This window comes from Kitasatospora sp. NPDC058492, from assembly GCF_042720685.1.
In the GTDB taxonomy this organism is placed as follows: domain Bacteria; phylum Actinomycetota; class Actinomycetes; order Streptomycetales; family Streptomycetaceae; genus Kitasatospora.
In genome coordinates this window covers 92,590-114,130 of record NZ_JBHXMU010000012.1, presented here as the reverse complement: position 1 = coordinate 114,130, position 21,541 = coordinate 92,590, and the positions used below count along the sequence as shown (strand labels likewise).

16 protein-coding genes are annotated in these 21,541 nt (G+C 73.8%); 12 read left to right on the top strand and 4 right to left on the bottom strand.

Annotated features, from left to right (window positions below; genetic code table 11):
• The first annotated feature begins 54 nt into the window (after window positions 1–54).
• Entirely contained in the window at window positions 55–780 is a 726-nt protein-coding gene (locus ACFWPI_RS11295; RefSeq protein WP_380371068.1) for an ABC transporter ATP-binding protein, read from the top strand.
• A gap of 106 nt (window positions 781–886) precedes the next feature.
• Here ACFWPI_RS11295 and ACFWPI_RS11290 read toward each other — a convergent pair whose 3' ends face one another.
• The 3 genes from ACFWPI_RS11290 to ACFWPI_RS11280 all read right to left on the bottom strand — a co-directional run bounded on the left by ACFWPI_RS11290 (window position 887) and on the right by ACFWPI_RS11280 (window position 4,960).
• Entirely contained in the window at window positions 887–1,162 is a 276-nt protein-coding gene (locus ACFWPI_RS11290) for a hypothetical protein (protein WP_063346028.1), read from the bottom strand.
• Between the two features lie 57 nt (window positions 1,163–1,219).
• Window positions 1,220–2,842 carry an FAD-binding protein gene (locus tag ACFWPI_RS11285; protein ID WP_079135336.1) on the bottom strand — a complete coding sequence of 541 codons (1,623 nt, stop codon included), beginning with the start codon at window positions 2,840–2,842 and terminating at the stop codon, window positions 1,220–1,222.
• Window positions 2,843–3,340: 498 nt separating this feature from the next.
• Window positions 3,341–4,960, bottom strand: a complete 1,620-nt coding sequence (locus ACFWPI_RS11280) for an alpha/beta hydrolase (RefSeq protein WP_380371072.1) — start codon at window positions 4,958–4,960, stop codon at window positions 3,341–3,343.
• Between the two features lie 377 nt (window positions 4,961–5,337).
• Between ACFWPI_RS11280 and ACFWPI_RS11275 the strand changes: the two genes are divergently transcribed.
• The 8 genes from ACFWPI_RS11275 (at window position 5,338) to ACFWPI_RS11240 (ending at window position 16,695) form a co-directional block, all read left to right on the top strand.
• The gene (locus ACFWPI_RS11275; RefSeq protein WP_380371075.1) at window positions 5,338–5,859 is read left to right on the top strand and encodes a MarR family winged helix-turn-helix transcriptional regulator; all 522 of its coding nucleotides are present in this window, start codon (window positions 5,338–5,340) and stop codon (window positions 5,857–5,859) included.
• Window positions 5,860–5,983: 124 nt separating this feature from the next.
• Complete coding sequence (locus tag ACFWPI_RS11270; protein WP_380371078.1) at window positions 5,984–6,466, top strand: hypothetical protein; 483 nt, start codon at window positions 5,984–5,986, stop codon at window positions 6,464–6,466.
• Complete coding sequence (locus ACFWPI_RS11265) at window positions 6,463–7,329, top strand: NmrA family NAD(P)-binding protein (protein WP_380371081.1); 867 nt, start codon at window positions 6,463–6,465, stop codon at window positions 7,327–7,329. The genes ACFWPI_RS11270 and ACFWPI_RS11265 overlap by 4 nt, the downstream gene beginning before the upstream one ends.
• Window positions 7,330–7,778: 449 nt before the next feature.
• Window positions 7,779–11,714: a Pls/PosA family non-ribosomal peptide synthetase gene (locus ACFWPI_RS11260; protein WP_380371084.1), complete on the top strand. Its 3,936-nt coding sequence runs from the start codon at window positions 7,779–7,781 to the stop codon at window positions 11,712–11,714.
• Window positions 11,711–13,075 (top strand): M1 family metallopeptidase, encoded by a 1,365-nt coding sequence (locus tag ACFWPI_RS11255; RefSeq protein ID WP_380371087.1) that lies wholly within the window; start codon window positions 11,711–11,713, stop codon window positions 13,073–13,075. Before ACFWPI_RS11260 ends, ACFWPI_RS11255 begins: the two co-directional genes overlap by 4 nt.
• Window positions 13,076–13,318: 243 nt before the next feature.
• On the top strand, window positions 13,319–14,698 hold the full coding sequence (locus ACFWPI_RS11250) for a serine hydrolase (protein WP_063346034.1): 1,380 nt from the start codon (window positions 13,319–13,321) through the stop codon (window positions 14,696–14,698).
• A gap of 351 nt (window positions 14,699–15,049) precedes the next feature.
• Window positions 15,050–15,886 (top strand): GNAT family N-acetyltransferase, encoded by an 837-nt coding sequence (locus ACFWPI_RS11245; protein WP_380371091.1) that lies wholly within the window; start codon window positions 15,050–15,052, stop codon window positions 15,884–15,886.
• Entirely contained in the window at window positions 15,883–16,695 is an 813-nt protein-coding gene (locus tag ACFWPI_RS11240; protein WP_063346036.1) for a 1-acyl-sn-glycerol-3-phosphate acyltransferase, read from the top strand. The genes ACFWPI_RS11245 and ACFWPI_RS11240 overlap by 4 nt, the downstream gene beginning before the upstream one ends.
• A gap of 50 nt (window positions 16,696–16,745) precedes the next feature.
• Here ACFWPI_RS11240 and ACFWPI_RS11235 read toward each other — a convergent pair whose 3' ends face one another.
• Complete coding sequence (locus ACFWPI_RS11235; protein WP_380371094.1) at window positions 16,746–18,395, bottom strand: MFS transporter; 1,650 nt, start codon at window positions 18,393–18,395, stop codon at window positions 16,746–16,748.
• Between the two features lie 181 nt (window positions 18,396–18,576).
• Here ACFWPI_RS11235 and ACFWPI_RS11230 point away from each other — a divergent pair, with 181 nt between their 5' ends.
• The 3 genes from ACFWPI_RS11230 to ACFWPI_RS11220 all read left to right on the top strand — a co-directional run bounded on the left by ACFWPI_RS11230 (window position 18,577) and on the right by ACFWPI_RS11220 (window position 21,461).
• The gene (locus ACFWPI_RS11230) at window positions 18,577–19,254 is read left to right on the top strand and encodes a TetR/AcrR family transcriptional regulator C-terminal domain-containing protein (RefSeq protein WP_380371097.1); all 678 of its coding nucleotides are present in this window, start codon (window positions 18,577–18,579) and stop codon (window positions 19,252–19,254) included.
• A gap of 128 nt (window positions 19,255–19,382) precedes the next feature.
• Entirely contained in the window at window positions 19,383–20,336 is a 954-nt protein-coding gene (gene pip / locus ACFWPI_RS11225; protein WP_380371101.1) for a prolyl aminopeptidase, read from the top strand.
• A 126-nt stretch (window positions 20,337–20,462) separates the two neighbouring features.
• Entirely contained in the window at window positions 20,463–21,461 is a 999-nt protein-coding gene (locus tag ACFWPI_RS11220; RefSeq protein WP_380371104.1) for a YdcF family protein, read from the top strand.
• Window positions 21,462–21,541 lie beyond the last annotated feature (80 nt).

Genomic DNA, 21,541 nt, shown 5'->3' with positions numbered 1-21,541 from the left:
CGTGGCGCCGCCCGTCCGTAGACACTGGGTAGACACACACAGGGGGAAGCCTCAATGACGCAGCCTCAGGCCACCGCCACCACCAACACCCCGATGGTGGCCGTGACCGACCTCCGGCGCAGCTTCGGCACCGGCGAGCGGACCGTGCACGCGCTGCGCGGCGTCTCCTTCACCGTCGGCCGCGGCGAACTCGCCGCGCTCAAGGGCCGGTCCGGCTCCGGCAAGACCACCCTGCTCAACCTGGTCGGCGGCCTGGACGCCCCGACCGCCGGCAGCATCGCCCTGGACGGCACCGACCTCGCCGAGCTGAACGAGGACGGCCGGCTCGCCCTGCGGCGGGAGCGGATCGGCTTCGTCTTCCAGTCCTTCGGGCTGATCCCGATGCTCACCGCCGCCGAGAACGTCGGCGTGCCGATGCGGCTGCGCAAGGTCTCGGCCGCCGAACGCGAGGAGCGCGCGCACACCCTGCTGGCCCTGGTCGGCCTCGCCGACCAGGCCAACCAGCGGCCCGGCGAGCTCTCCGGCGGCCAGCAGCAGCGCGTCGCCATCGCCCGCGCGCTGGCCAACGAGCCCGGCCTGATCATCGCCGACGAGCCGACCGGCCAGCTGGACTCGGAGACCGGCCGCTCGATCATGCAGCTGCTGCGCGCCGTCGTCCGCAGCGAGGGCGTCACCGTGGTGGTCGCCACCCACGACCCGACGCTGATGGAGCTCGCCGACCGGGTGATCGAGCTGCGTGACGGGCGGATCGTCGAGGAGGCGGCGAAGCCGGCCGCGTAAGGGTGGCCCGGGGTGGACCGGCCTGTCCGGCCTGTCCTGTCCGGTCGGGCGGGCCGTCCGGTCGGGCGCGGCCGGTGATGAACCCGGACGCGCTCCGCGAGCCCGTTCAGGGCGCCTTGAGCACCGCCTCGCAGGCTCGGCACCGCCGGGTGCGCTGGGACGGCGGGTACCAGGGCTCGCCGGGCCCGGCCGGGCGGTAGGGCTCCCGTTCGAGGTCCGCCGTGTCGAGGCCGCAGAAGGTCACCGGCCCCGGATCCTCCGGCACATCCGGATCCGGCGGCGCCGCGTGCACCCAGCGAATCCGCGCGCCCACGTCGACCTCGCCCGCGTCCAGCACCTCCGTGGACGACTCCAGCTCGACCAGCACGACCACTCCGCTCATACCTCGACCCTGCGCCCCTGCGGCGGCTCGCGCATCCGGTGGCGGGCCCCCTCCCGGTCAGGCCCCGGGGAGGGTGATCGACTGAGCGTGGTGGAACACCCCCGCGCCGTCCCAGTACGCCTTGGTGCGCTGCAACCGCGGGTAGTTCCCCTTGTAGTAGAGCCGCTGGTAGGCCGGGTCCGGCTGGTCGGCCGTGCCCAGGTCGACGTCCGGGTAGTTGACGTAGGCGCCGTCCGTCGCGGTGTCGATCTCCGGGACACCACCGGTCTCCCGGTAGACGTCCCGGTAGAGCCCGGCGAGGTACGCCAGGTGGTCGGCGTCCTGGGCCTCGTCGGTCCAGTACGTCTGGTACTGGAGCTTCATGATCGAGTCGCGCTGGGGGACGGCGGTCTCCCCGGGCCCGCGGGTGTTGATCCGGCAGCCGTAGGAGTCGATCTGCACCAGCGTCTTCGTGAGGTCCACGCCCTCGACGTCCCGGACCAGCCAGTCCCAGAAGGTGGCGATCTGCGCCCGACTGAACGGCTCGCGGTGGTAGGCCGACTTGTACTTGCCGCGCTGGTTGTCACCCGACGGGTTGAGCGTCATGGTGGCCTGGAACCAGGGCAGTTGGCGACGCTTCTCCGGGTAGGACAGGAACAGCCCGCCGGCGCTGTGGGTCTGGACCACCGAACGCGTCGCCATCCCGCGCTCGACGGCCGCCAGGAACGCGTCGAGCGGCGCCGGGTCGTCACCGTCCCACTGGCTCACCAGGACGACGTTCCCGTTGGAACGGTGGGTGAGCTTGAGGATCGCGAACAGGCCCTGGTAGGTCGGCTCCTGCGGGCCGCTGTGCTCGGCCATGAAGGCACCGAAGTTGCGCACCAGGGTCTCGAAGTCGCCGGGCCGCTTCACCAGTTCGCCCCAGGGCCAGGCGACGCTGCTGAGCCAGACCCGGGGCGGCGGCTTCGGCACGCCGACCGCGAAGTGGTAGCGCAGCACCACCCCGAAGTTCCCGCCGCCGCCCCCGGTGTGGGCCCAGAAGAGGTCCGCCTCCGGGGAGCCCTCGCCGTCGTCGCGGTGCGCCCTGGTCACCACGGCGGTACCGCCCCGCACGGTGACCACGTCGACCTGGACCAGGTGGTCCACGGTGAGCCCGTGCCGCCGCGAGAGCAGGCCGAACCCGCCGCCGCAGATGTGCCCGCCCGCGCCGACCGAGTAGCAGGATCCGGCCGGCAGCGTCACCGCGTACGCGCGGAAGAGCGTGGTGTAGACGTCCCAGTTGGTGGCCCCGCCCTCCACGCAGTACGTCGGGTGGCCGAACTTGTCCCTGGCGGCGGCGACACCCCGCATCATGCCGAGGTCGAGGATGACGCCCCCGTCGTTGTCGACGAAGCCCTCGTAGCAGTGCCCGCCGCCGCGGACGGTCGGCCGCAGCCCGTGGTCCAGCGCCCGGTTCAACTCGCCCACGGCGTCCGCCTCGTCGACCACCAGGCGGATGTAGGCGGGGCTGCTGCGCCAGCGCTGGTTGAAGCCCTGGCCGAGCGTCCGGTAGCGGGGATCGCCCGGCCGGACCGACCGCCCCTCCGGCGGCTCCCGGCGCGCACCGGCCGCGGCCGCCGTACCCGTCGAGCCGGCGGACACCCCGGCCGCCGCCGCACCGGCGGTGCCCAGGAATCCCCGTCGGGAGAATGCGCCCTCCATGGCCCGACCTCACTTTCTCGGCGATGAGAGAAGCTGGCGGCGGCACGCTAACACAGGTATTCGAGGGTGGGAATCCTTTAACGAACTAGTGTGACAGTACGTCATTTTCGGCGAATCAGCGCAGGTCCCGGACCGGTGCGGGCCCGGCGGCCGATTGTCAGTGGTATCGGCTACGGTCCCCGACATCCGAGAAGAATCCGAGAAGAAATCGTTTCCGAGGAGGGCCGGATGGCGATCCACCGTCGCATTCACGCCGCATTTCCCGTTCACGCCGTCATCCGCGCTCACGCCGTCGTCCGCGTTCGCACGGCCATCCGTGTTCACGCCGTCCTCCGGAGACTCGGCCGGAAAGCACGGATGTGGTGGCCGGCGCCGCCGACCACCACATCCGTTCACGTGTACCTCAGGCCCCCTGGGGCCGCCCGGCCAGTCCTGCCGGGCGGGCCCGGCGGGACGTGCAGGCCTTGCGGGCCGGCACCGGCCGGCTGCTCAGCCTCGTCAGGCCGCCGGGAAGATCGCCGCGTCCGGCTTCAGCAGTTGGCCCGGCTTCGGCGCGGTGCCGTCCACCAGGTAGCGGGTGACCAGCGCGTTCAGCGCCTGGCTGCGGCCGACGGCGCAGTGCTCGATCGAGTCCACGCTGACCAGCACGGCGTTGCCCAGCTGCTGCTGCATCCGCTGGGCGAACTTGTACTGGGTGGCCGGGTCGTAGAGGTTGCCGATCACCATGACGGTGTTCGAGGTCTTCTTGTTCCACGGGCCGCTGAAGCGCTCGGCGTCCCGGGCCGGGGCCGGCCAGCTCGCGCAGGCGGGCGCGTCGAAGGCCTGGTAGCGGCCGAAGGTCGGCGACTCCTTCTCCCAGGCCTTGGCGACGTTCGGGAAGACCCGGTCGTTCGACGGGTACGGCTTGTCCTGGCAGTTGACGCCCATGTAGGAGTCGTCGGCGGTGTACTCGGAGTCGACCGGGGCCTCGCGCAGCGCCCGCGGGGCGTTCACCGCGAGGATGTTGGCGTCGTCGTCCGAGACGGTCGCCTTCGGCGCCATCAGGGTGTTCGCGGCCGGCTTCTGGACCAGCTGGTACGTCGCCTGCAGCGACTTGGCCAGCGGCGCCAGCTTGGCCTGCGAGTACAGCGCGCTGGCCACCTCGCTGGTGAAGGTGCTCAGCGTCACCTGGGAGCCGTTCGGCAGGGTGACCGGGCTGGTCCGCAGGTGGTCGCGGAGCTGGTCGAACTTGGCCCGGGTGTCGCCCTCGCCGAAGGCGCAGCGAGGGGCGCCGGCGGCCTGGCAGCGCTTCAGGAACTCGTCCAGGGCCAGCTCGAAGCCGCCCGCCCGCTGACGGTCGTACTCCAGGCCGTCGTGCAGGCGCAGGTTCGGGTCGACGTTGCCGTCGACGATGATCGTGCGCACCTTGTTCGGGTACATCCCGGCGTAGGTCGCGCCGATCAGGGTGCCGTAGGAGAACCCGGCGAAGTTGAGCTGGGAGTCGCCGACGGCGCGGCGCATCCGGTCGAGGTCACGGACCACGTTGATGGTCGACATGTGCTCGATCAGCGGGCCGGCGTTCTTGCTGCACGCGTCGGTGTAGTCCTGGTCCGCGTCCAGCGTCTCGTTGATCTCGGCCTTGGTGACCGGCACGCCGACCATGCGGCCGTTGACCGCGTCGGCGTCCTCCTGGGTCTTGAAGCACTTGAGCGGGTTGCTCCGGGCCACGCCGCGGGGGTCGAAGCCGACCAGGTCGAAGCGCGACTGCACCTCGGTACCGAATCGGGTGGTGGTCGCCCACAGGTAGCCGCTACCACCCGGGCCGCCCGGGTTGAGGAACAGCGAGCCGATCCGCTTGGACGGGTCGCTCGCCCGCCGGCGCATCATGGCGATGCCGATCTTCTCACCCGACGGGTTGTCATAGTCCAGCGGCACCGGGTACACGGCACAGTCGTAGATGCCTGGGTCCGGCTTGTTCGGGTCGGGGTTACACGGGGTCCAGTTGACAGCGGCGACCTTCGCCTCGGCCGCCGCACCCGGCGCCAGGTCTATCGGCGCCGCCGACGCCGCGACAGCACTACCGGTGACGAGGGCGAGGGCGCAGGTGACCGCTCCGGCCAGCGTGGATATACGGGACAAGGAACCTCCTCAGTACTGAAAGGGCGGCCCCAGCCTGTCAGTCTGAGATCTCCATGTGAAGACCTGGAAGCAGCGTAAATGTTTCGATGGCTTCCATTTTGCGACCGGATTATTCTGTGAATGAACCAACTTGACGGTTGGTTGACCTGATGATTCGTCACCATGGAACCCGGACCCCCGGACCCCCGGACCCCCGGGCCCCCGGACCCCCGGACCCCCGGACCCCCGGACCCCCGGAGCGCCGCTCGACAGCCGGCGGAGCACCCGCCCACACACCCGCCCGCCGCCGGCGCCCGGCCGCCCCGCGCAGCGCGGCCGCCACCGAACGCCGGACGGTCGACTTGACTGGGAAACTGATGAGGCGCCATATTACTTTCATGACGCAACGCCCCGACGCCGACAGCGGCGCCCCCACCCTCGACCAGGCACGCCGCCAGATCGCCCGCTACGGCCTCACGGCCGACCCGCAGGCGATCCTGGTCGCGGCCCGGCTGATGGCGGCGGGCGCCCGGATCGGCCAGGCCGGGGAGGTGCACTTCGCCCGGTTCGGGCTCTCCACCGGCCGCTACCGACTGCTGGCCGATCTGGAGGACCACGGCGGCGAGAAGTCACCCTCCCAGCTCGCGGCCGGCCTCGGCGTCTCGCGGGCGACCGTGACCGGCCTGGTGGACGGCCTGGAGCGGGAGGGCCTCGTGGTCCGCCGCCCGTCCGTCGAGGACGGCCGCGCCAACGTGGTGGTCCTCACCGCACGCGGCGCGCAGCGGCTGCGCGATCTGGCGCCCGAGCACTTCGCCCGAATGCAGGCGCTGGTCGGCGGGCTCTCGGTCGAGGAGCGCGCCACCTTCCTCGACCTCCTGGCCAGGGTGGTCGAGGGCGCCGACGCGCTGACCGCGGACTGACCCGGTCGAGAACGGCGGGCCGCGCAGGCGGCCCGCCGACTTCACGACCCAATAGTTAGGCACCTAAGCACAAATAGTTAGCCACCTAATCACTTTCACCCAAGCACCTCCGCAGGAGAGGCCCATGAGCAAGAAAGCACCCGGCGCACCACCCCCCTTCACCCTGTGGCGGGAGGTCCTCGTCGCCTACGCGATGCCCGCCGTGATGGCCGGCATCGGCGGGGCCGTCACGCACCAGCCGCAGCTGATGATCGCCGCGGCCACCACGATCGGCGGCACCTCGGCCGTCGTCGCCACCCTGGTCGGCTCCGCCCTGCGACGCCGGTCCAACCGCTCCCCGGACGGCCGGGCACCGCGCGCACTGCTGGCCCCCGCACTCGGCCTGGCCGCCGCGGCCGTCGCACTCACCGTCGGCCTCGCGGCCGCGCACTGGCTGCCGCAGATCCACGGGCTCGCCACCAGCCCCTGGCCCGGCCGCCTTCCGATCGACCTGCCGGTCTCGTCGGCGATCGCGGCCACCGTGATCACCTGGCGCTGGCGCGGCAGCCGCCGGCCCCGATCCCCGCAGCACCGACTCTCCACCCGACCGGAAGGACAGACCTCATGATCGTCGTCATGGGCGCCGGAGGCGCCACCGGCGGTGCCACCCTGCGCAGCCTCGCCGCCCTCGGTGCACCGAGCCGCTCACTCAGCCGCGACCCCGCCCGCCTCGCGGCCGGACTCGACGACCGGACCCTCGCACTGACCGAGACGCTCCCGGCCGACGCCGCCGACCCGGACTCGCTGCGCGCTGCCTTCCGCGGCGCGCACCAGCTCTTCCTCACCATGGCCAACGGCCCGCACCAGGTCGAGCACGAGCTGGCCGCGATCGACGCGGCGGTCGAGAGCGGCGTGGAGCACATCGTCAAGATCTCCGCACCCGCAGCCGAACCGGACTCCCCCGTGGCCGTCTCGCGCGGCCACCATCTGATCGAGGAGCGCCTGCGCGCGTCCGGCGTCACCGCGACGGTGCTGCGGCCGTACGCGTTCATGCAGAAGCTGCTGCTGCTGGCACCCGGCATCGCCGCCGCCGGGGTGGTGCACGGCGCCATGGGCCAGGCCCGCTGCAACTACGTCGACGCCCGGGACATCGGCGACGCCGCGGCCAAGGTGCTCACCCGCCCGGAGCTCGCCGGCGGAACGTATCCGCTCACCGGCGGCCGGGCGTACAGCTACCCGGAGCTCACCGGGCTGCTCGGCGAGCTGCTCGGCCGCCCGGTCCGCTACCTCGACCTGCCCCCGGCCGGGCTGCACGCCCATCTGGTCGAGCGGGCCGGGATGCCGCCCTGGCTGGCCTCCCACGTGGTGGAGATCCAGCAGCTCGCGGTGGTCCGCCGGGAGGCGCCCGACGACACCCTCACCCACCTCACCGGGCGCGCCCCGCGCACCCTGGAGGCGTTCCTCCAGGAGCACCTGCACTGCTTCCGCTGACCGGTCGGGCGCCACTCGGGCACCACCCGGGCGTCATTCGGGCGCCTCTCGGACACCGCTCCGACAGCGCTCCGACACCATGGCGGGCCCGGCTGCCAGGCCGGAACCGGGCCGGGAAGCCGGGCCCGCCACCCGAAGGGAGCAGCATTCCCTGTGGCGTGGATCACGATCGAGAATTCGTCCTGACGATCCGTCAATTCGACTGACATCCAGTCACATGACTTCCACGCCTATCCAGTTGTTGACTGACACAACGTCAGCTCAGGCCATTTCCGGCCTAGTTGGGCCAGGTGTCGGGCCGTACGGCGCCTCGCACCCGGGGCTACCATCAGTCGGGTTGTCCGCTCCGGCCCCGGAGTGGGGTCACCCCGTCAGGCGAGTGCTCCCACCGCCCCGAAGGGCCGGGCATCAGTCGGAACGGGGCGAGGACGAGGAGCGTACGGGCTGCCATGACAGCTGAACCGAGCACGGAGCAGTCCCCCACGTCGCCCCAAGCCACACCACCCCAAGCCACGCCACCCCATGCCGCACCGCCGCAGGCCCTCTTCCCGGGCCGTCCGGCCGCCGCACCGCGCACCCTGGTCGACGTCCTGGACGCCACCGTCCGCGCCCATCCCGACGAACCGGCCCTGGACGACGGGCGCACCGTGCTCGGCTACCGCGCCCTGGCCGCCGAGGTCGAGCAGCTGCGCCGCCGGCTGGCCGCCGCCGGGATCGGCCCGGGCGACCGGGTGGGCGTGCGGGTGCCCTCGGGCACCAACGACCTGTACGTCTCGATCCTCGCCGTGCTCGCCGCCGGCGCCGCCTACGTGCCGGTCGACGCCGAGGACCCGGACGAGCGTGCCCAGCTGGTCTTCGGGGAGGCCGGCGTCGCCGCGGTGCTCGGCGCCGACCGCGCGCTGACCGTCCACCGCGAACGCCCGGTGCCCCACCCCGGCGAGGCGGCCGCGGACCCCCGCCCCACCCCGACCGACGACGCCTGGATCATCTTCACCTCCGGCTCCACCGGCCGCCCCAAGGGCGTGGCCGTCACCCACCGCAACGCCGCCGCCTTCGTCGACGCCGAGGCGGCGCTCTTCCTCCAGGACGAGCCGATCGGCCCCGGCGACCGGGTGATGGCCGGCCTGTCGGTGGCCTTCGACGCCTCCTGCGAGGAGATGTGGCTGGCCTGGCGCCACGGCGCCTGCCTGGTGCCCGTCCCCCGCTCCCAGGTGCGCAGCGGCGCCGACCTCGGCCCCTGGCTGGCGGAGCAGGAGATCACCGTGGTCTCCACCGTCCCGACGCTGGCCGCGCTCTGGCCGGCCGAGGCGCTCAACGAGGTGCGGCTGCTGATCTTCGGCGGCGAGGCCTGCCCGCCGGAGCTGGTGCAGCGGCTGGTCACCGAGGGCCGCGAGGTCTGGAACACCTACGGCCCCACCGAGGCCACCGTGGTCGCCTGCGCCGCGCTGCTGACCGGCGACGACCCGGTCCGGATCGGCCTGCCGCTGGACGGCTGGGACCTCGCCGTGGTCGACGAGGCCGGCGATCCGGTCGCGGCCGGCGGCACCGGCCAGCTGGTGATCGGCGGGGTCGGCCTGGCCCGCTACCTGGACCCGGAGAAGGACGCCGAGAAGTACGCGCCGCTGGCCTCGCTCGGCTGGGAGCGCGCGTACCGCAGCGGCGACCTGGTCCAGGCCGACCCGGCCGGCCTGCTGTTCCTCGGCCGCACCGACGAGCAGATCAAGCTCGGCGGCCGCCGGATCGAACTCGGCGAGGTCGACGCGGCGCTCCAGGCCCTGCCCGGCGTGGCGGGCGCGGCCGCCGCCGTCCGCACCGCGCGCGGCGGCAACCAGCTGCTGGTCGGCTACCTGGTCGTCCAGGACGGCTTCGACCGCGAGCAGTCCGTCGAGCGGCTGCGCGCCGAGTTGCCGGCCGCCCTGGTGCCGCTGCTCGCGCCGGTCGACACCCTGCCCACCCGCACCTCCGGCAAGGTCGACCGGGCCGCGCTGCCCTGGCCGCTGCCCGAGCTGGAGAACGCCGGGCCGAGCGAGCAGCTGTACGGCACCGAGGCCTGGCTGGCCGAGCAGTGGTCCGAGATCCTCGGTGTGGCGGTGAGCGGCCCGCGCGACGACTTCTTCGGCATCGGCGGCGGCAGCCTGGCCGCCGCCCGGCTCACCACGCTGCTGCGCACCCGCTACCCGAACGCCGCCGTGCTGGACGTCTACCAGCACCCGACGCTGCGCAAGCTCGCCCGGCACCTGGAGCGCACCGCCGCCCAGGGCGGCCAGGCCCGCACCGTCGCCCTGGTGCCGACCAGGGCCAAGCTGCTCCAACTGCTCCTGCTGATCCCGCTGTTCACCGTGGTCGGCCTGCGCTGGACGGTCGCCCTGCTGGCCGCCGGCAACCTGCTCTCCCACCTCGGCGACTACCCGTGGGCGCCCACCGCCTCGTGGTGGGCGGTCGGCGCGGGCGCCCTGGCGCTGTACACCCCGGCGGGCCGGCTGGCGATCGCGGCCGGCGGCGCCCGGCTGCTGCTGCGCGGCCTGCGCCCGGGCAGCCATCCGCGCGGCGGCGCCATCCACCTGCGGCTCTGGACCGCCGAGCGGCTCGCCGAGCTCAGCGGCGCCACCGCGCTGTCCGGTGCCTGGCTGGTCCGCTACGCGCGGGCGCTGGGTGCCAAGGTCGGGCCCGAGGTGGACCTGCACTCGCTGCCGCCGGTCACCGGGATGCTGAAGCTGGGCCGGGGCTGCGCCGTCGAGGCCGAGGTGGACCTGTGCGGCTACTGGCTGGACGGCGACCGGCTGGAGGTCGGCCAGGTCAAGGTCGGCTCCGGTGCTGTGGTCGGCACCCGCTCGACCCTGCTGCCCGGTGCCCGGGTCGGCAAGCGCGCTCAGGTGCTGCCCGGCTCCAGCGTCACCGGGCAGGTGCCGACCGGCCAGCGCTGGGGCGGCGCGCCCGCCGTCAAGCTGGGCCGCGTCGAGCGGGCGTGGCCCAAGGAGCGCCCGCCGCACCGGGCGTTCTGGGCCGCGCTCTACGGCGCCAGCGGCACGGCGCTCGGCCTGCTCCCGGTGGCGCCCGCGCTGGCCGCGCTCGCGGTCCTCGCCGGTTTCGTCCACCAGGGCGACGACCTCGGCGCGGCGTTCGGCGGCGCGCTGCTCGGCCTGCTGCCCGCCACCCTGGCGTACGGCGCGGTGTACGCGGCGCAGTTGGTGGCCGCCGTCCGGTTGCTGAGCCGCGGTCTGGTCCCCGGGGTGCACCCGCTGCACGGCCGGGTCGGCTGGCAGGCGTGGACCGTCACCCAGCTGATGGACCGGGCCCGGGAGGTGCTGTTCCCGCTGTACGCGGGGCTGGTCACGCCGCTGTGGCTGCGGGCGCTCGGGATGAGGGTCGGCCGGGGCGCGGAGGTGTCCACGGTGCTGGCGCTGCCCAGCCTGACCACTGTCGGCGACGGCGCGTTCTTGGCGGACGACACCCTGATCGCGCCGTACGAGCTGGGCGGCGGCTGGGTGCGGCTCGGCGAGGCGAAGGTCGGCGAGCGGGCGTTCCTCGGGAACTCGGGAATGACCGCGCCGGGGCGGGCGGTGCCCAAGCGGGGCCTGGTCGGCGTGCTGTCGGCGACGCCGGAGAAGGCCAAGAAGGGCGGCTCGTACCTGGGCATGCCACCGATGCGGCTGCCGCGCGCGGTGGACGAGGCCGACCAGAGCCTGACCTACGAGCCACCGGCCCGGCTGCTCTGGGCGCGCGGGCTGGTCGAGCTGGCCCGGCTGCTGCCGGTGCTCGCCTCGGGGGCGCTCGGCATGCTGACCGTCGCGGTGCTGTCCCGGCTGTCCGTCTCCTGGCCGGCGGGCGTGGCCGCGCTGCTCTCGGGCCTGGTGCTGCTGGGCGCCGGCACGGTGGCCTGCCTGGTCGCGGTGGCGGCGAAGTGGCTGCTGGTCGGCCGGTTCCGGGCGGTGGAGCACCCGCTGTGGAGCAGCTTCGTGTGGCGCAACGAGCTCGCGGACACCTTCGTCGAGGTGCTGGCGGTGCCGTGGCTGGTCGGCGCGGTGCCGGGCACGCCGGTGCTGAACCTCTGGCTGCGGGCGCTCGGCGCGCGGGTCGGCCGCGGCGTCTGGTGCGAGAGCTACTGGCTGCCGGAGGCGGACCTGGTCACCCTCGGGGACGGCGTCACCGTCAACCGGGGCTGCGTGGTGCAGACGCACCTCTTCCACGACCGGATCATGCGGATGGATACTGTGGTCCTCCGCGAGGGCGCCACCCTGGGCCCGGGCGGCATCGTGCTGCCCGGCAGCACGGTGGGCGCGCGCAGCACGCTGGGCCCGGCCTCGCTGGTGATGCGCGCCGAGTCCGTCCCCGCCGACACGCGGTGGCTGGGCAACCCCATCGAGGCGTGGCAGCCCACGTCATGACCACCCGTCCCGGCCCGCAGGAAGTGCCCGCCCCCGTGAACCCCAAGCACGTCCCGGCGGCCGCCGGCGCCCCCGACCCGTACTTCCCGGCCAGCGGCGACCACCGCTACCGGGTCCACCGCTACGAGCTCGCGCTGGACTACCGGCCCGGGCCGAACCGGCTGGCGGCCTCGGCCCGGCTGAGCGCCGTGGCGGACGCGGCGCTGGCCGAGTTCGCGCTGGACCTGGCCGAGTTCCGGATCGGGCGGGTGCTGGTCGACGGCAAGGCCGCCCGCTACACCCACCGCGCCGGCAAGCTGCGGATCCGCCCGGCCAGGGCGCTGGCGGCGGGGGCGGCGTTCACCGTCGAGGTGCACTACACCGGCAACCCCCGCCCGGTGCGCAGCCCGTGGGGCGGCCTGGGCTGGGAGGAGCTGACCGACGGCTCGCTGGTCGCCAGCCAGCCGATCGGCGCGCCGTCCTGGTTCCCGTGCAACGACCGGCCCGCCGACAAGGCGACCTACCAGATCGCGATCACCACGCCGTCCCCGTTCACCGTGCTGGCGAGCGGCCGGCTGCTGACCCGCACCACCCGGGCGTCCAGCACCACCTGGGTGTACGAGCAGAGCGCGCCGACCTCGCCGTACCTGGTGACGGTGTCGATCGGCCACTACCGGCCAGTGCCGTTGGCGGCCCGCCCGGCCGTGCCGCAGACCGGCTACGTGCCGGAGCGGCTGGTCCCCGCGTTCACCCGGGACTTCGGCCGGCAGCCGGAGATGATGGCGTACTTCGGCGAGGTGTTCGGGCCGTACCCGTTCGGCGAATACGCGGTGGTCGTCGCGGACGAGGAACTGGACGTCCCGGTGGAGGCGCAGGGCGTCGCCACCTTCGGGACGAACCACCTCGGCGGCGGCTGGCAGCGCGAGCGGCTGATCGCCCACGAGCTGGCGCACCAGTGGTTCGGCAACAGCGTGACGATCGCCGACTGGCGGCACATCTGGCTCAACGAGGGCTTCGCCAAGTACGCCGAGTGGTTGTGGTCCGAGCACGCCGGCGGCCCGGCCGCGGCCACCCACGCCGCCGCCGCGCACGGCCTGCTGGCCGGGCTCCCGCAGGACCTCAGGCTCGCCGACCCGGGCCGCAGGCTGATGTTCGACGACCGGCTGTACCAGCGCGGCGGCCTGGCCGTGCACGCGCTGCGGCGGGCGCTGGGCGAGGACGCCTTCTTCGCGATGCTGCGGGACTGGACGAGCGTCCACCGGCACGGCGTCGTCGGCACCGCCGACCTGCTCGCGCACGCCTCCCGGTACACGACCGCCCCGCTGGCCCCGGTCTTCGAGGACTGGCTGCAGCGGCCCGAACTCCCGCCGCTGCCGGGCTGACCGGACCGGCGGCGACATCGCGGGGCGTTCACGGGGCATTCGCGGCGCGATCGCGGGGCGTTTGCGGAGATAACGGGTGGATCCTTCGGAGCGGCCTGGCTAGGTTGTTCGTCTGTCGCCCGTCCGTGTCGACCGGCGGCCCCCGCCTGCGGACCTCGCCGACGGTCTCGCCGGCGGACCTCGTGGCAGACCACGCCGACGGGCCTCCCCCGCCGGACCGCGCCGAAGGATTCAGAGGATCAGATGACCGATCAGTCCGACGAACTGCTGCCGACCACCCGCCGCGCCCTACTGCACCGGATCGCCGTCGCCCAGGCCGAAGGGCGCACGCCCTCCCTGGCCGCCGGAGTGGTCCGGGACGGCCGGCTGGTCTGGAGCGGCGCCCGCAGCATGATCGACGGACACGCGCCGACCCCCGACGTCCAGTACCGGATCGGCTCGCTCACCAAGACCTTCGTCGCCGTGCTGGTGCTGCGGCTGCGCGACGAGGGCCTGCTCGACCTCGCCGACCCACTCGCCCGCCACCTGCCCGGCACCCCGGCCGACGGCGCGACCATCGCGCAACTGCTCGCCCACACCGCCGGACTCGCCGCCGAGACGCCCGGGCCCTGGTGGGAGCGGACCGACGGCTCCCTGCGGCCCGGACTGGACGACCTGCTGGAGCCCGGCGCCGCGATCAAGCACCCGGCCGGGCGCCTCCACCACTACTCCAACCCCGGCTACGCGCTGCTCGGCGCGCTGGTCGAGCGGCTGCGCGGCGAGCCCTGGGGCGAGGTGCTGCGACGCGAGGTGCTGGCGCCGCTCGGCATGGACCGCACCACCCTGCTGCCCGAGCACCCGCACGCCGGAGGCTTCGCCGTCCACCCGTGGGCCGACGTCATGCTGCCGGAACCGCTCACCGACACCGGCCTGATGGGCCCGGCCGGCCAACTCTGGTCCACCGTCGCCGACCTGGCCCGCTGGGCGGCCTTCCTCGCCGCCGGGGACGACAAGGTGCTCGCCGCCGACTCGCTCGCCGAGATGCGCCGGCCCGCCACCGGCCCCGACAACACGACCTGGACCACCGGATACGGCCTCGGCCTGCAACTGCGCCGCCACGAAGGCCGGGTGCTGTACGGCCACACCGGCTCGATGCCCGGCTTCACCGCCGCACTGTGGGTCAGCGACGAGGACGGCCTGGCCGCGATCGCCCTGTCCAACGCCACCACCGGCGCCGGCACCACCCTGGTGGCCACCCAGTTGATCACGCTCACCGCCGAACACGAGCCCCGGCTGCCCGAGCCCTGGCGCCCGCTGCCCGAGGTCGACGAAGAGCTGCTGGCCCTCACCGGCCCCTGGTACTGGGGCACTTCGGCGCAGGCCCTGCGGCTGCGGGCCGACCGCGGCCTCGAACTGACCTCGCTCACCGGCGGAGCCCGCAGCTCCCGCTTCCGCGCCGAGCCGGACGGCACCTGGACGGGACTGGACGACTACTACACGGGCGAGACCCTGCGGGTGGTCCGGGCGGCCGACGGCACGGTCAGCCACCTGGACCTCGGCTCCTTCATCCTCACCCGCGAACCCTACGGCCCCGCGCCCGTCATCCCGGGCGACGTCGACCCGAAGGGCTGGCAGGCCTTCTAGGACCTGCCGGGGGCGCGCCCTGCTCGGGGCACGCCGGTCGCGCACAACATCGCACCCGTCCGCGGGAGTTCCGGGGGAATCCCCGGAGAGAGTGGCCGGCCCGGGCGCACAGGCGCCCGGGCTGTCCACCCCCGGCGGGCGAGCGCCCGGTGCCCGGCAGATGACCGGGAGGCGACGGGTGGTCCCATTCAGCAGTTGCACATCTGCGCTCCGCCGCGCCGCAACATGGATGCCAACCGGCTCGGAGAGATATACGGGGACCGGTTCGCGTGCAGGCCCAACGCCTGCGGGCCGGGCCGGTGCCCTGGCGATCCAGGGCGCCGCCGATCGTGCTGCCCTGGAGGGTCCGCCATGACCACCGTCCCCACGTACACTCCGACCGCAGTAGCCCCCACCCAGGACGCCCCCGCCGTCCCCGCCCCCCGCCGGCCGCAGGCCCCGGCCGCCTACACCGTCTCCCTCGCCCGCGACGCCGACGACGTGCGCGCCGCCCAGCGGCTGCGCCACCAGGTGTTCGCCGCCGAGCTCGGCGCCGTCCTGCACAGCCCGGTCGCCGGCCTGGACGTCGACCCCTTCGACGAGTACTGCGACCACCTCCTGGTCCGCGAGGGCGAGCACGGCGCCGTCGTCGGCACCTACCGGCTGCTGCGCCCCGAGGCCGCCCGGCGGGCCGGACGGCTCTACTCCGACGGCGAGTTCGAGCTCTCCGCCCTGGCGCCGGTCCGCCCGGGCCTGGTGGAACTCGGCCGCTCCTGCATCCACCCCGACCACCGGGGCAACGGCGCCGTCATCAACCTGATGTGGGGCGGCATCGCCCGGTACCTCTCCGACACCGGCAACACCTGGGTCGGCGGCTGCTGCTCGATCCCCCTGGACGACGGCGGCGCCACCGCGGCCCGGGTCTGGGACACCGTCAGCGCCAAGTACCTGGCCCCCGAGCAGTACCGGGTCACCCCGCGCCGCCGCTGGGACGCCACCGGCGTGCCGCGCGCCGAGCGCGGCGCACTGCCCGCCCTGCTCCGCGGCTACCTGCGGCTCGGCGCCTGGGTCTGCGGCGAGCCCGCGTACGACCCGGACTTCGACTGCGTCGACCTGTACGTGCTGCTGTCCCTGGAGCGCACCGACCCGCGCTACCTGCGGCACTTCCTGTCCGGACTGCCCGCCCGGCCCCTCGGCGCCTCATCATGAGCGTCTGGCTGCCGACGGCCCCCTGCCGGCCCGAGACCTGCCTGGCCGACCCGGCGCCCGCCGTCTCGCACCCCCGGCGGGCGCTGCGGCTGGCGGCCTGCCTGGCGGCGGTGCTGGCGGGCGTGCTGCTCAGCCTGCCCCTGCGCCTCCTCCCGTACGGGACCCGGGAGCGGCTGATCCGGCTCTGGGCGCGCGTCCTGTTGCACACCCTCGGGGTCACCGTCCACCTCGGGACGCCGGGCGGCACGCTCGGCGGCGGGACGCTCGTGGTGGCCAACCACGTGTCCTGGCTGGACATCCCGCTGATCGCGGCGGGCCGCCCGGGCCGCTCACTGGCCAAGACCGAGGTCCGCCGGTGGCCGGTGCTCGGGCCGCTGATCGCCTGGGGCGGCACGGTGTTCCTGGACCGCGACCGGCTGCGCGCGCTGCCCGACACCGTGGCGGCGGTGGCCGAGGTGCTGCGCGCCGGCCAGCCGGTGATCGTCTTCCCGGAGGGGTCCACCTGGTGCGGGCGGGAGAGCGGCCGCTTCCGGCCCGCACTGTTCCAGGCGGCGGTGGAGGCGGGCGCCTTCGTCCAGCCGGTGACGATCCGCTACCGGCTGGCGGACGGACGGCCGACCAGCGTGCCCGCCTTCATCGGCGACGACGGACTGCTCACCTCGCTCGCCCGGGTGGTCGCGGTGCGCGGGCTGGTCGCCGACGTGACGTTCCTGCCGCCGATTCCGCCGCCCGCGCCGCAGGCCACCCGGGCGGGGGCGCGCCGGGAGCTGGCCCGCACGGCGCAGGCGGCGGTCGAGGGCATCCGCTGACGTGGCGTCGGCACGCGGACCGGTCAGGTCGGTCAGGTCGGTCTGACCGGTCAGACCGGCCGGGCCTCGGCCAGCGGCTCCGGACCGGGGCTCGGGTCGAGGTCGGGGTCGGGGCCGGGGCTCGGGCCGGGGTCGGAGCCCGGGTCCGACGCGGAGTCGGGGGCCGATTCCGGGAGGCCGGTGCCGCCCGGGGCGAGCGGGCGGGCCCGGCCCAGCAGGACGGCGACCAGGACGGCGGTGACGGCGAGCGCGGCCGCACCGCAGCGCGCCGCGAGGTGGAGGCCCTCGATGAAGGCGCCGTCCACCGCGTCCTGGACCGGGCCGGGCAGCACGGCGGCCGCGCCGCCACCGCCGCGCCCCGCCCCGGCGGGCGCGTCCGCGATCGGGCCGACGGCGTCCGGCGGCACGCCGAGCCGGTGCAGGGCGGCGGTCAGGCTGCCGGTCATCCGGTTGGTCAGCACGGCGCCGAGCACCGCGATCCCGAGGACGCCGCCCAGCTCGCGCAGGGTGTTGATGCTCGCCGAGGCCATCCCGGTCTGCGCCGGGGCGACCCGTTGGAGCACCGCGATCGACACCGGGGTGAAGGTCATCCCCATCCCGAGGCCCATCGCGAACAGGGTCCACAGGTACTCGACGTAGTGGGCGTGCTCGCCGTAGAGGGACAGCCCGCCGAGGCCCGCCGCGCACAGCGCGAGACCGAGCACCAGCGGCAGTCGGGGCCCGTACCGCGAGGTCAGCCCGCCGGAGAGGGGGGCTGCGACGACGATCATCGCGGTCATCGGCAGCCCGGCGTAGCCGGCGTCGGACGGGGACCAGCCGAGCGGGCCCTGCATCAGCAGCGGCAGGAAGAAGAGCGCGCCGAAGATCCCGAAGCTGACCATGAAGCCGCTGAGCAGCGCACCGCCGAGGGCGCCGTCGCGGAACAGCCGCAGCTCCAGCATCGGTTCGGCGAGCCGCAGTTCGAGCACCAGGAAGGCGGCCAGCAGCACGAGCGCCGCGGCTCCGCAGAGGAGCACCCGGGTGTCCGTCCAGCCGCGGGTCGGCCCCTCGATCAGCGCGTAGACCAGCAGGCCGAGGCCCGCGGCGGAGAGGACGAGGCCGCCGAGGTCGATCCGCCGGGCACGCGGGGGGATGTCCGGGAGCACGCGGGCGGCGAGCACCAGTGCGGCCACGCCGATCGGCACGTTGATCCAGAACACGCTGGCCCACCCGAGGTGCTCGACCATCGGCCCGCCGACCACAGGGCCGATCGACAGGCCCAGCGCGGAGACCCCGGACCAGAGGCCGATGGCCTTGGCGCGCTCGCGCTCGTCGGTGAAGACGTGGCGCAGCAGGGCGAGGCTGCCCGGGGTGAGCAGCGCGGCCCCGACGCCTTGCAGCATCCGGGCGCCGACCAGCAGGCCGATCGTTCCGGCGAGCGCGGCGAGCGCGGAGCCGACCGTGAACAGCGCGAGGCCGAGCCGGAACATCCGGGTACGGCCGTACCGGTCGCCGAGCGCGCCGCCGGTCAGCACGAACCCGGCGTAGACGAGGCTGTATCCCTCGACGACCCATTGCAGGCCGCTGATCCCGGCATCCAGGTCCTGGCCGATGCGGGGCAGGGCGTTGTTGACGATGACGTTGTCCAGCATCGACATGAACATGGTGACGCAGAGCGTCAGTAGCGCGAGCCGTTTGCGCCGGGCGCTCGACTCCTGCATGGGAACCCTCCCGATTCCTAGCCCCTAACAGCGTTAGGGAGTGGTGCGGCACGCACAGAGTGCCCCTAACGGTGTTAGATTGCAAGCGGGATCTCGCGCACGGGCGCTCGCCACGGACAGTCGCCGCGAGACTCGCGACCGGAGAAGACCGGATGAGACCGCTGGAGGCGTCCGCACAGCCATGCCGGAGAACGACGACACGACACCGCCACTGACCAGGGACGCGCTGACCCAGGCCGCGCTGCGGGTACTGGAACGGGACGGCCTCGACGGGCTGTCGATGCGCAAGGTCGCCGCCGAGGTCGGCGTCAAGGCGGCCTCGCTGTACTGGCACGTCCGCAACAAGCAGGAACTGCTCGACCTGCTCACCGACGCGGTGATGGCCTCGGCCGAACCCCCGCCGCGCGAGGGCGGGTGGCGCGAGCAGTTCCACGCCTACTGCTGGCGCTACCGCCGGCTGCTGCTCGACAAGCGCGACGCCGCCAAGGTCGTCTCGGGCCGCCTCTCCCCCGGGCCCCACCTGCTCGGCCTGATGGAGGACCAGCTCGACCGGCTCCGCGCGGCCGGCTTCTCCGACGCCGACGCCGCCATGGCCACCTACCTGCTGGGCGCCTTCGTCCAGGGGTTCGTCCTCCAGGAACAGTCCCCGATCTCGGCCGCCGAAGTCCTCGGCACCAGCCGCCGGGACATCGCCGACGCCGCCGGCGACCGCTTCCGCGCCCTGCCCTCCGACACCTTCCCCAACCTCGTCGCCCTGGCCGACGAACTCACCGAACCCGACATGGACACCCGCTTCGAGTTCTGCGTGCAACGCGTCCTCGACGGGCTCGCGACCCTGCTGCCCGCCGAACAGCGCTGACCCCACCACGGCGGGCCCGGCCGGCCGGGCCCCGCCCCGGGCCCGCCGAAAATCCGCGGCCCGGCCTGCGAGCGCCCGCTAGGGTCTGTCCGGGCACCCCGGCCGCACATCCACGGAGGAGTTCCGCGATGCCCGAGCTGCACCCCCACTACGAGCCCTACGCACAAGGCCTGCTGGACGTCGGAGACGGGCAGCGGATGCACTGGAACGCCTCCGGCAACCCGGCGGGCAAACCCGCCGCGATCGTGCACGGCGGGCCCGGGTCCGGCCACCGGCCGGGCGCCCGGCGGTACTTCGACCCCGAGCGGTACCACGTGGTCCAGTTCGACCAGCGCGGCTGCGGACAGAGCCTGCCGCACGCCGCCGACCCGGCGACCGGGCTGGAGCACAACACCACCGAGCGGCTGATCGCGGACATGGAGCGGCTGCGCGACCACCTCGGCATCGAGAAATGGCTGCTGTACGGCGGCTCCTGGGGCTCGACGCTGATCCTCGCCTACGCCCAGGCCCACCCCGAGCGGGTCTCCGAGATCGTGCTCTGCGGCGTCACCACGACCCGCCCCGAGGAGACCGACTGGCTCTACCGGGGCGTCGCCCGCTTCCTGCCCGGCCCGTGGGAGGAGTTCCGGAACTTCCTGCCGGCCGCCGACCGCGACGGTGACCTGGTGGCCGCCTACAGTCGGCTGCTCAACAGCCAGGACGAGACCGTCCGGCGGGCCGCCGCGAACGCCTGGGCCACCTGGGAGGACGCCGTCATCGCGCACGAGGCGCTGGGCAAGCCGAACGCCTACAGCGACCGCCCCACCGACGCGCTGATGGCGTTCACCCGGATTACCGCGCACTACTTCGCGCACCACGCGTTCCTGGCCGACGGCCAACTGCTGCACAACGCCGGACGGCTGGCCGGTATCCCGGGCGAACTGATCCACGGCCGACTGGACCTCGGCTCGCCGCTCGACACCGCGTGGCGGCTGACCCGGGCCTGGCCGGAGGCCCGACTGACCGTCATCGACGAGTCCGGGCACACCGGGAGTCCGGCGATGACGGAGGCGGTCCTCGCGGCGATCGAGCGGTTCGCCTGACCTGCCCGCTCGTCCGGTCCCCTTGTCCGGTCCGTTTACCCAGTCCGCCTGTCCAGTCCGCCCGGCCGGTTCGTCCACGGGCGGACGGGCGGTTCACGCGAACGGCCTCCGCCTACGATACGAAGCATGATCGCCTATGTCCCAGCCGCCCTGTTCTTCCTGTTGTTCGGAATCGGGGTACTACGCGACCGCCGCCAGTTCAGCAATGCCGTCCTGCTCGGCATCGCCGTCTCCCTGCTCGCCCTCGCCCTGCTCACCGAGCTGCGCAAGGCGCCCACACTGGTGATGGAACTGGCGGCGGTGGCGATCATCCTGCTGCCGGCCCTCGGCACGGCGGCCCTGGTCTGGTTCCTGATCGCCAACGGCCTGACCATGACCCGCAAGGAGGGCAGACGGCCCGCCAACCTGCTGTCCCTCCTCGTCGGGCTGGGCATCCTCGCCGTCATCGCGCTGCTGCTCGCTGCTCTGGCCACCCGCTCGCCCCGGCTGGGCGTACTGGCGGGCACCGCCGTCCTGGTGGTCGGCTACATCTCCTTCCTGTTCGTCTGCTTCGTCGGCTACGCATTCCTCTACGGCCGCCACCGGCCGCGCCGGAACGTGGACTTCGTGGTCGTCCTCGGCTCCGGCCTGATCGGCGGCGAGCGCGTCCCGCCGCTGCTGGCCAGCCGGCTCGACCGGGGCCGGGAGGTGTACGACAAGCAGGCCGCGCGCGGCAACCCGCCGGTGCTGATCACCTCCGGCGGCCAGGGCCCGGACGAGAAACTGCCGGAGTCCCACGCGATGGCCGACTACCTGACCGGGCGCGGCTTCCCGGCCGAACACATCGAGCGCGAGGACCGCTCCCGCACCACCGAGGAGAACCTGCTCTTCAGCAAGGCCATCATGGAGCAGGCCAAGCCCGACTACCGCTGTGTCGTGGTCACCAACAACTTCCACGCCTTCCGGGCGGCGCTCACCGCCCGCAGGACCGGCGTCAACGGGCAGGTGTTCGGCTCGCCGACCGCCGCGTACTACTGGCCGAGCGCGACGATCCGCGAGTTCGCCGCCGTGTTCCTCTCGCACAAGCTGATCAACTTCGGGATCTGCGGCCTCCTCGCGCTCTGTGGGCTGCTCGCGGTCCTCTGAACCGCAGCCGACCCCGGGCCCCGGCCGCCGAAGCGACCGGGGCCCGGCCTTACCTTCAGCCGAACCTCCGTCAGGTCTCC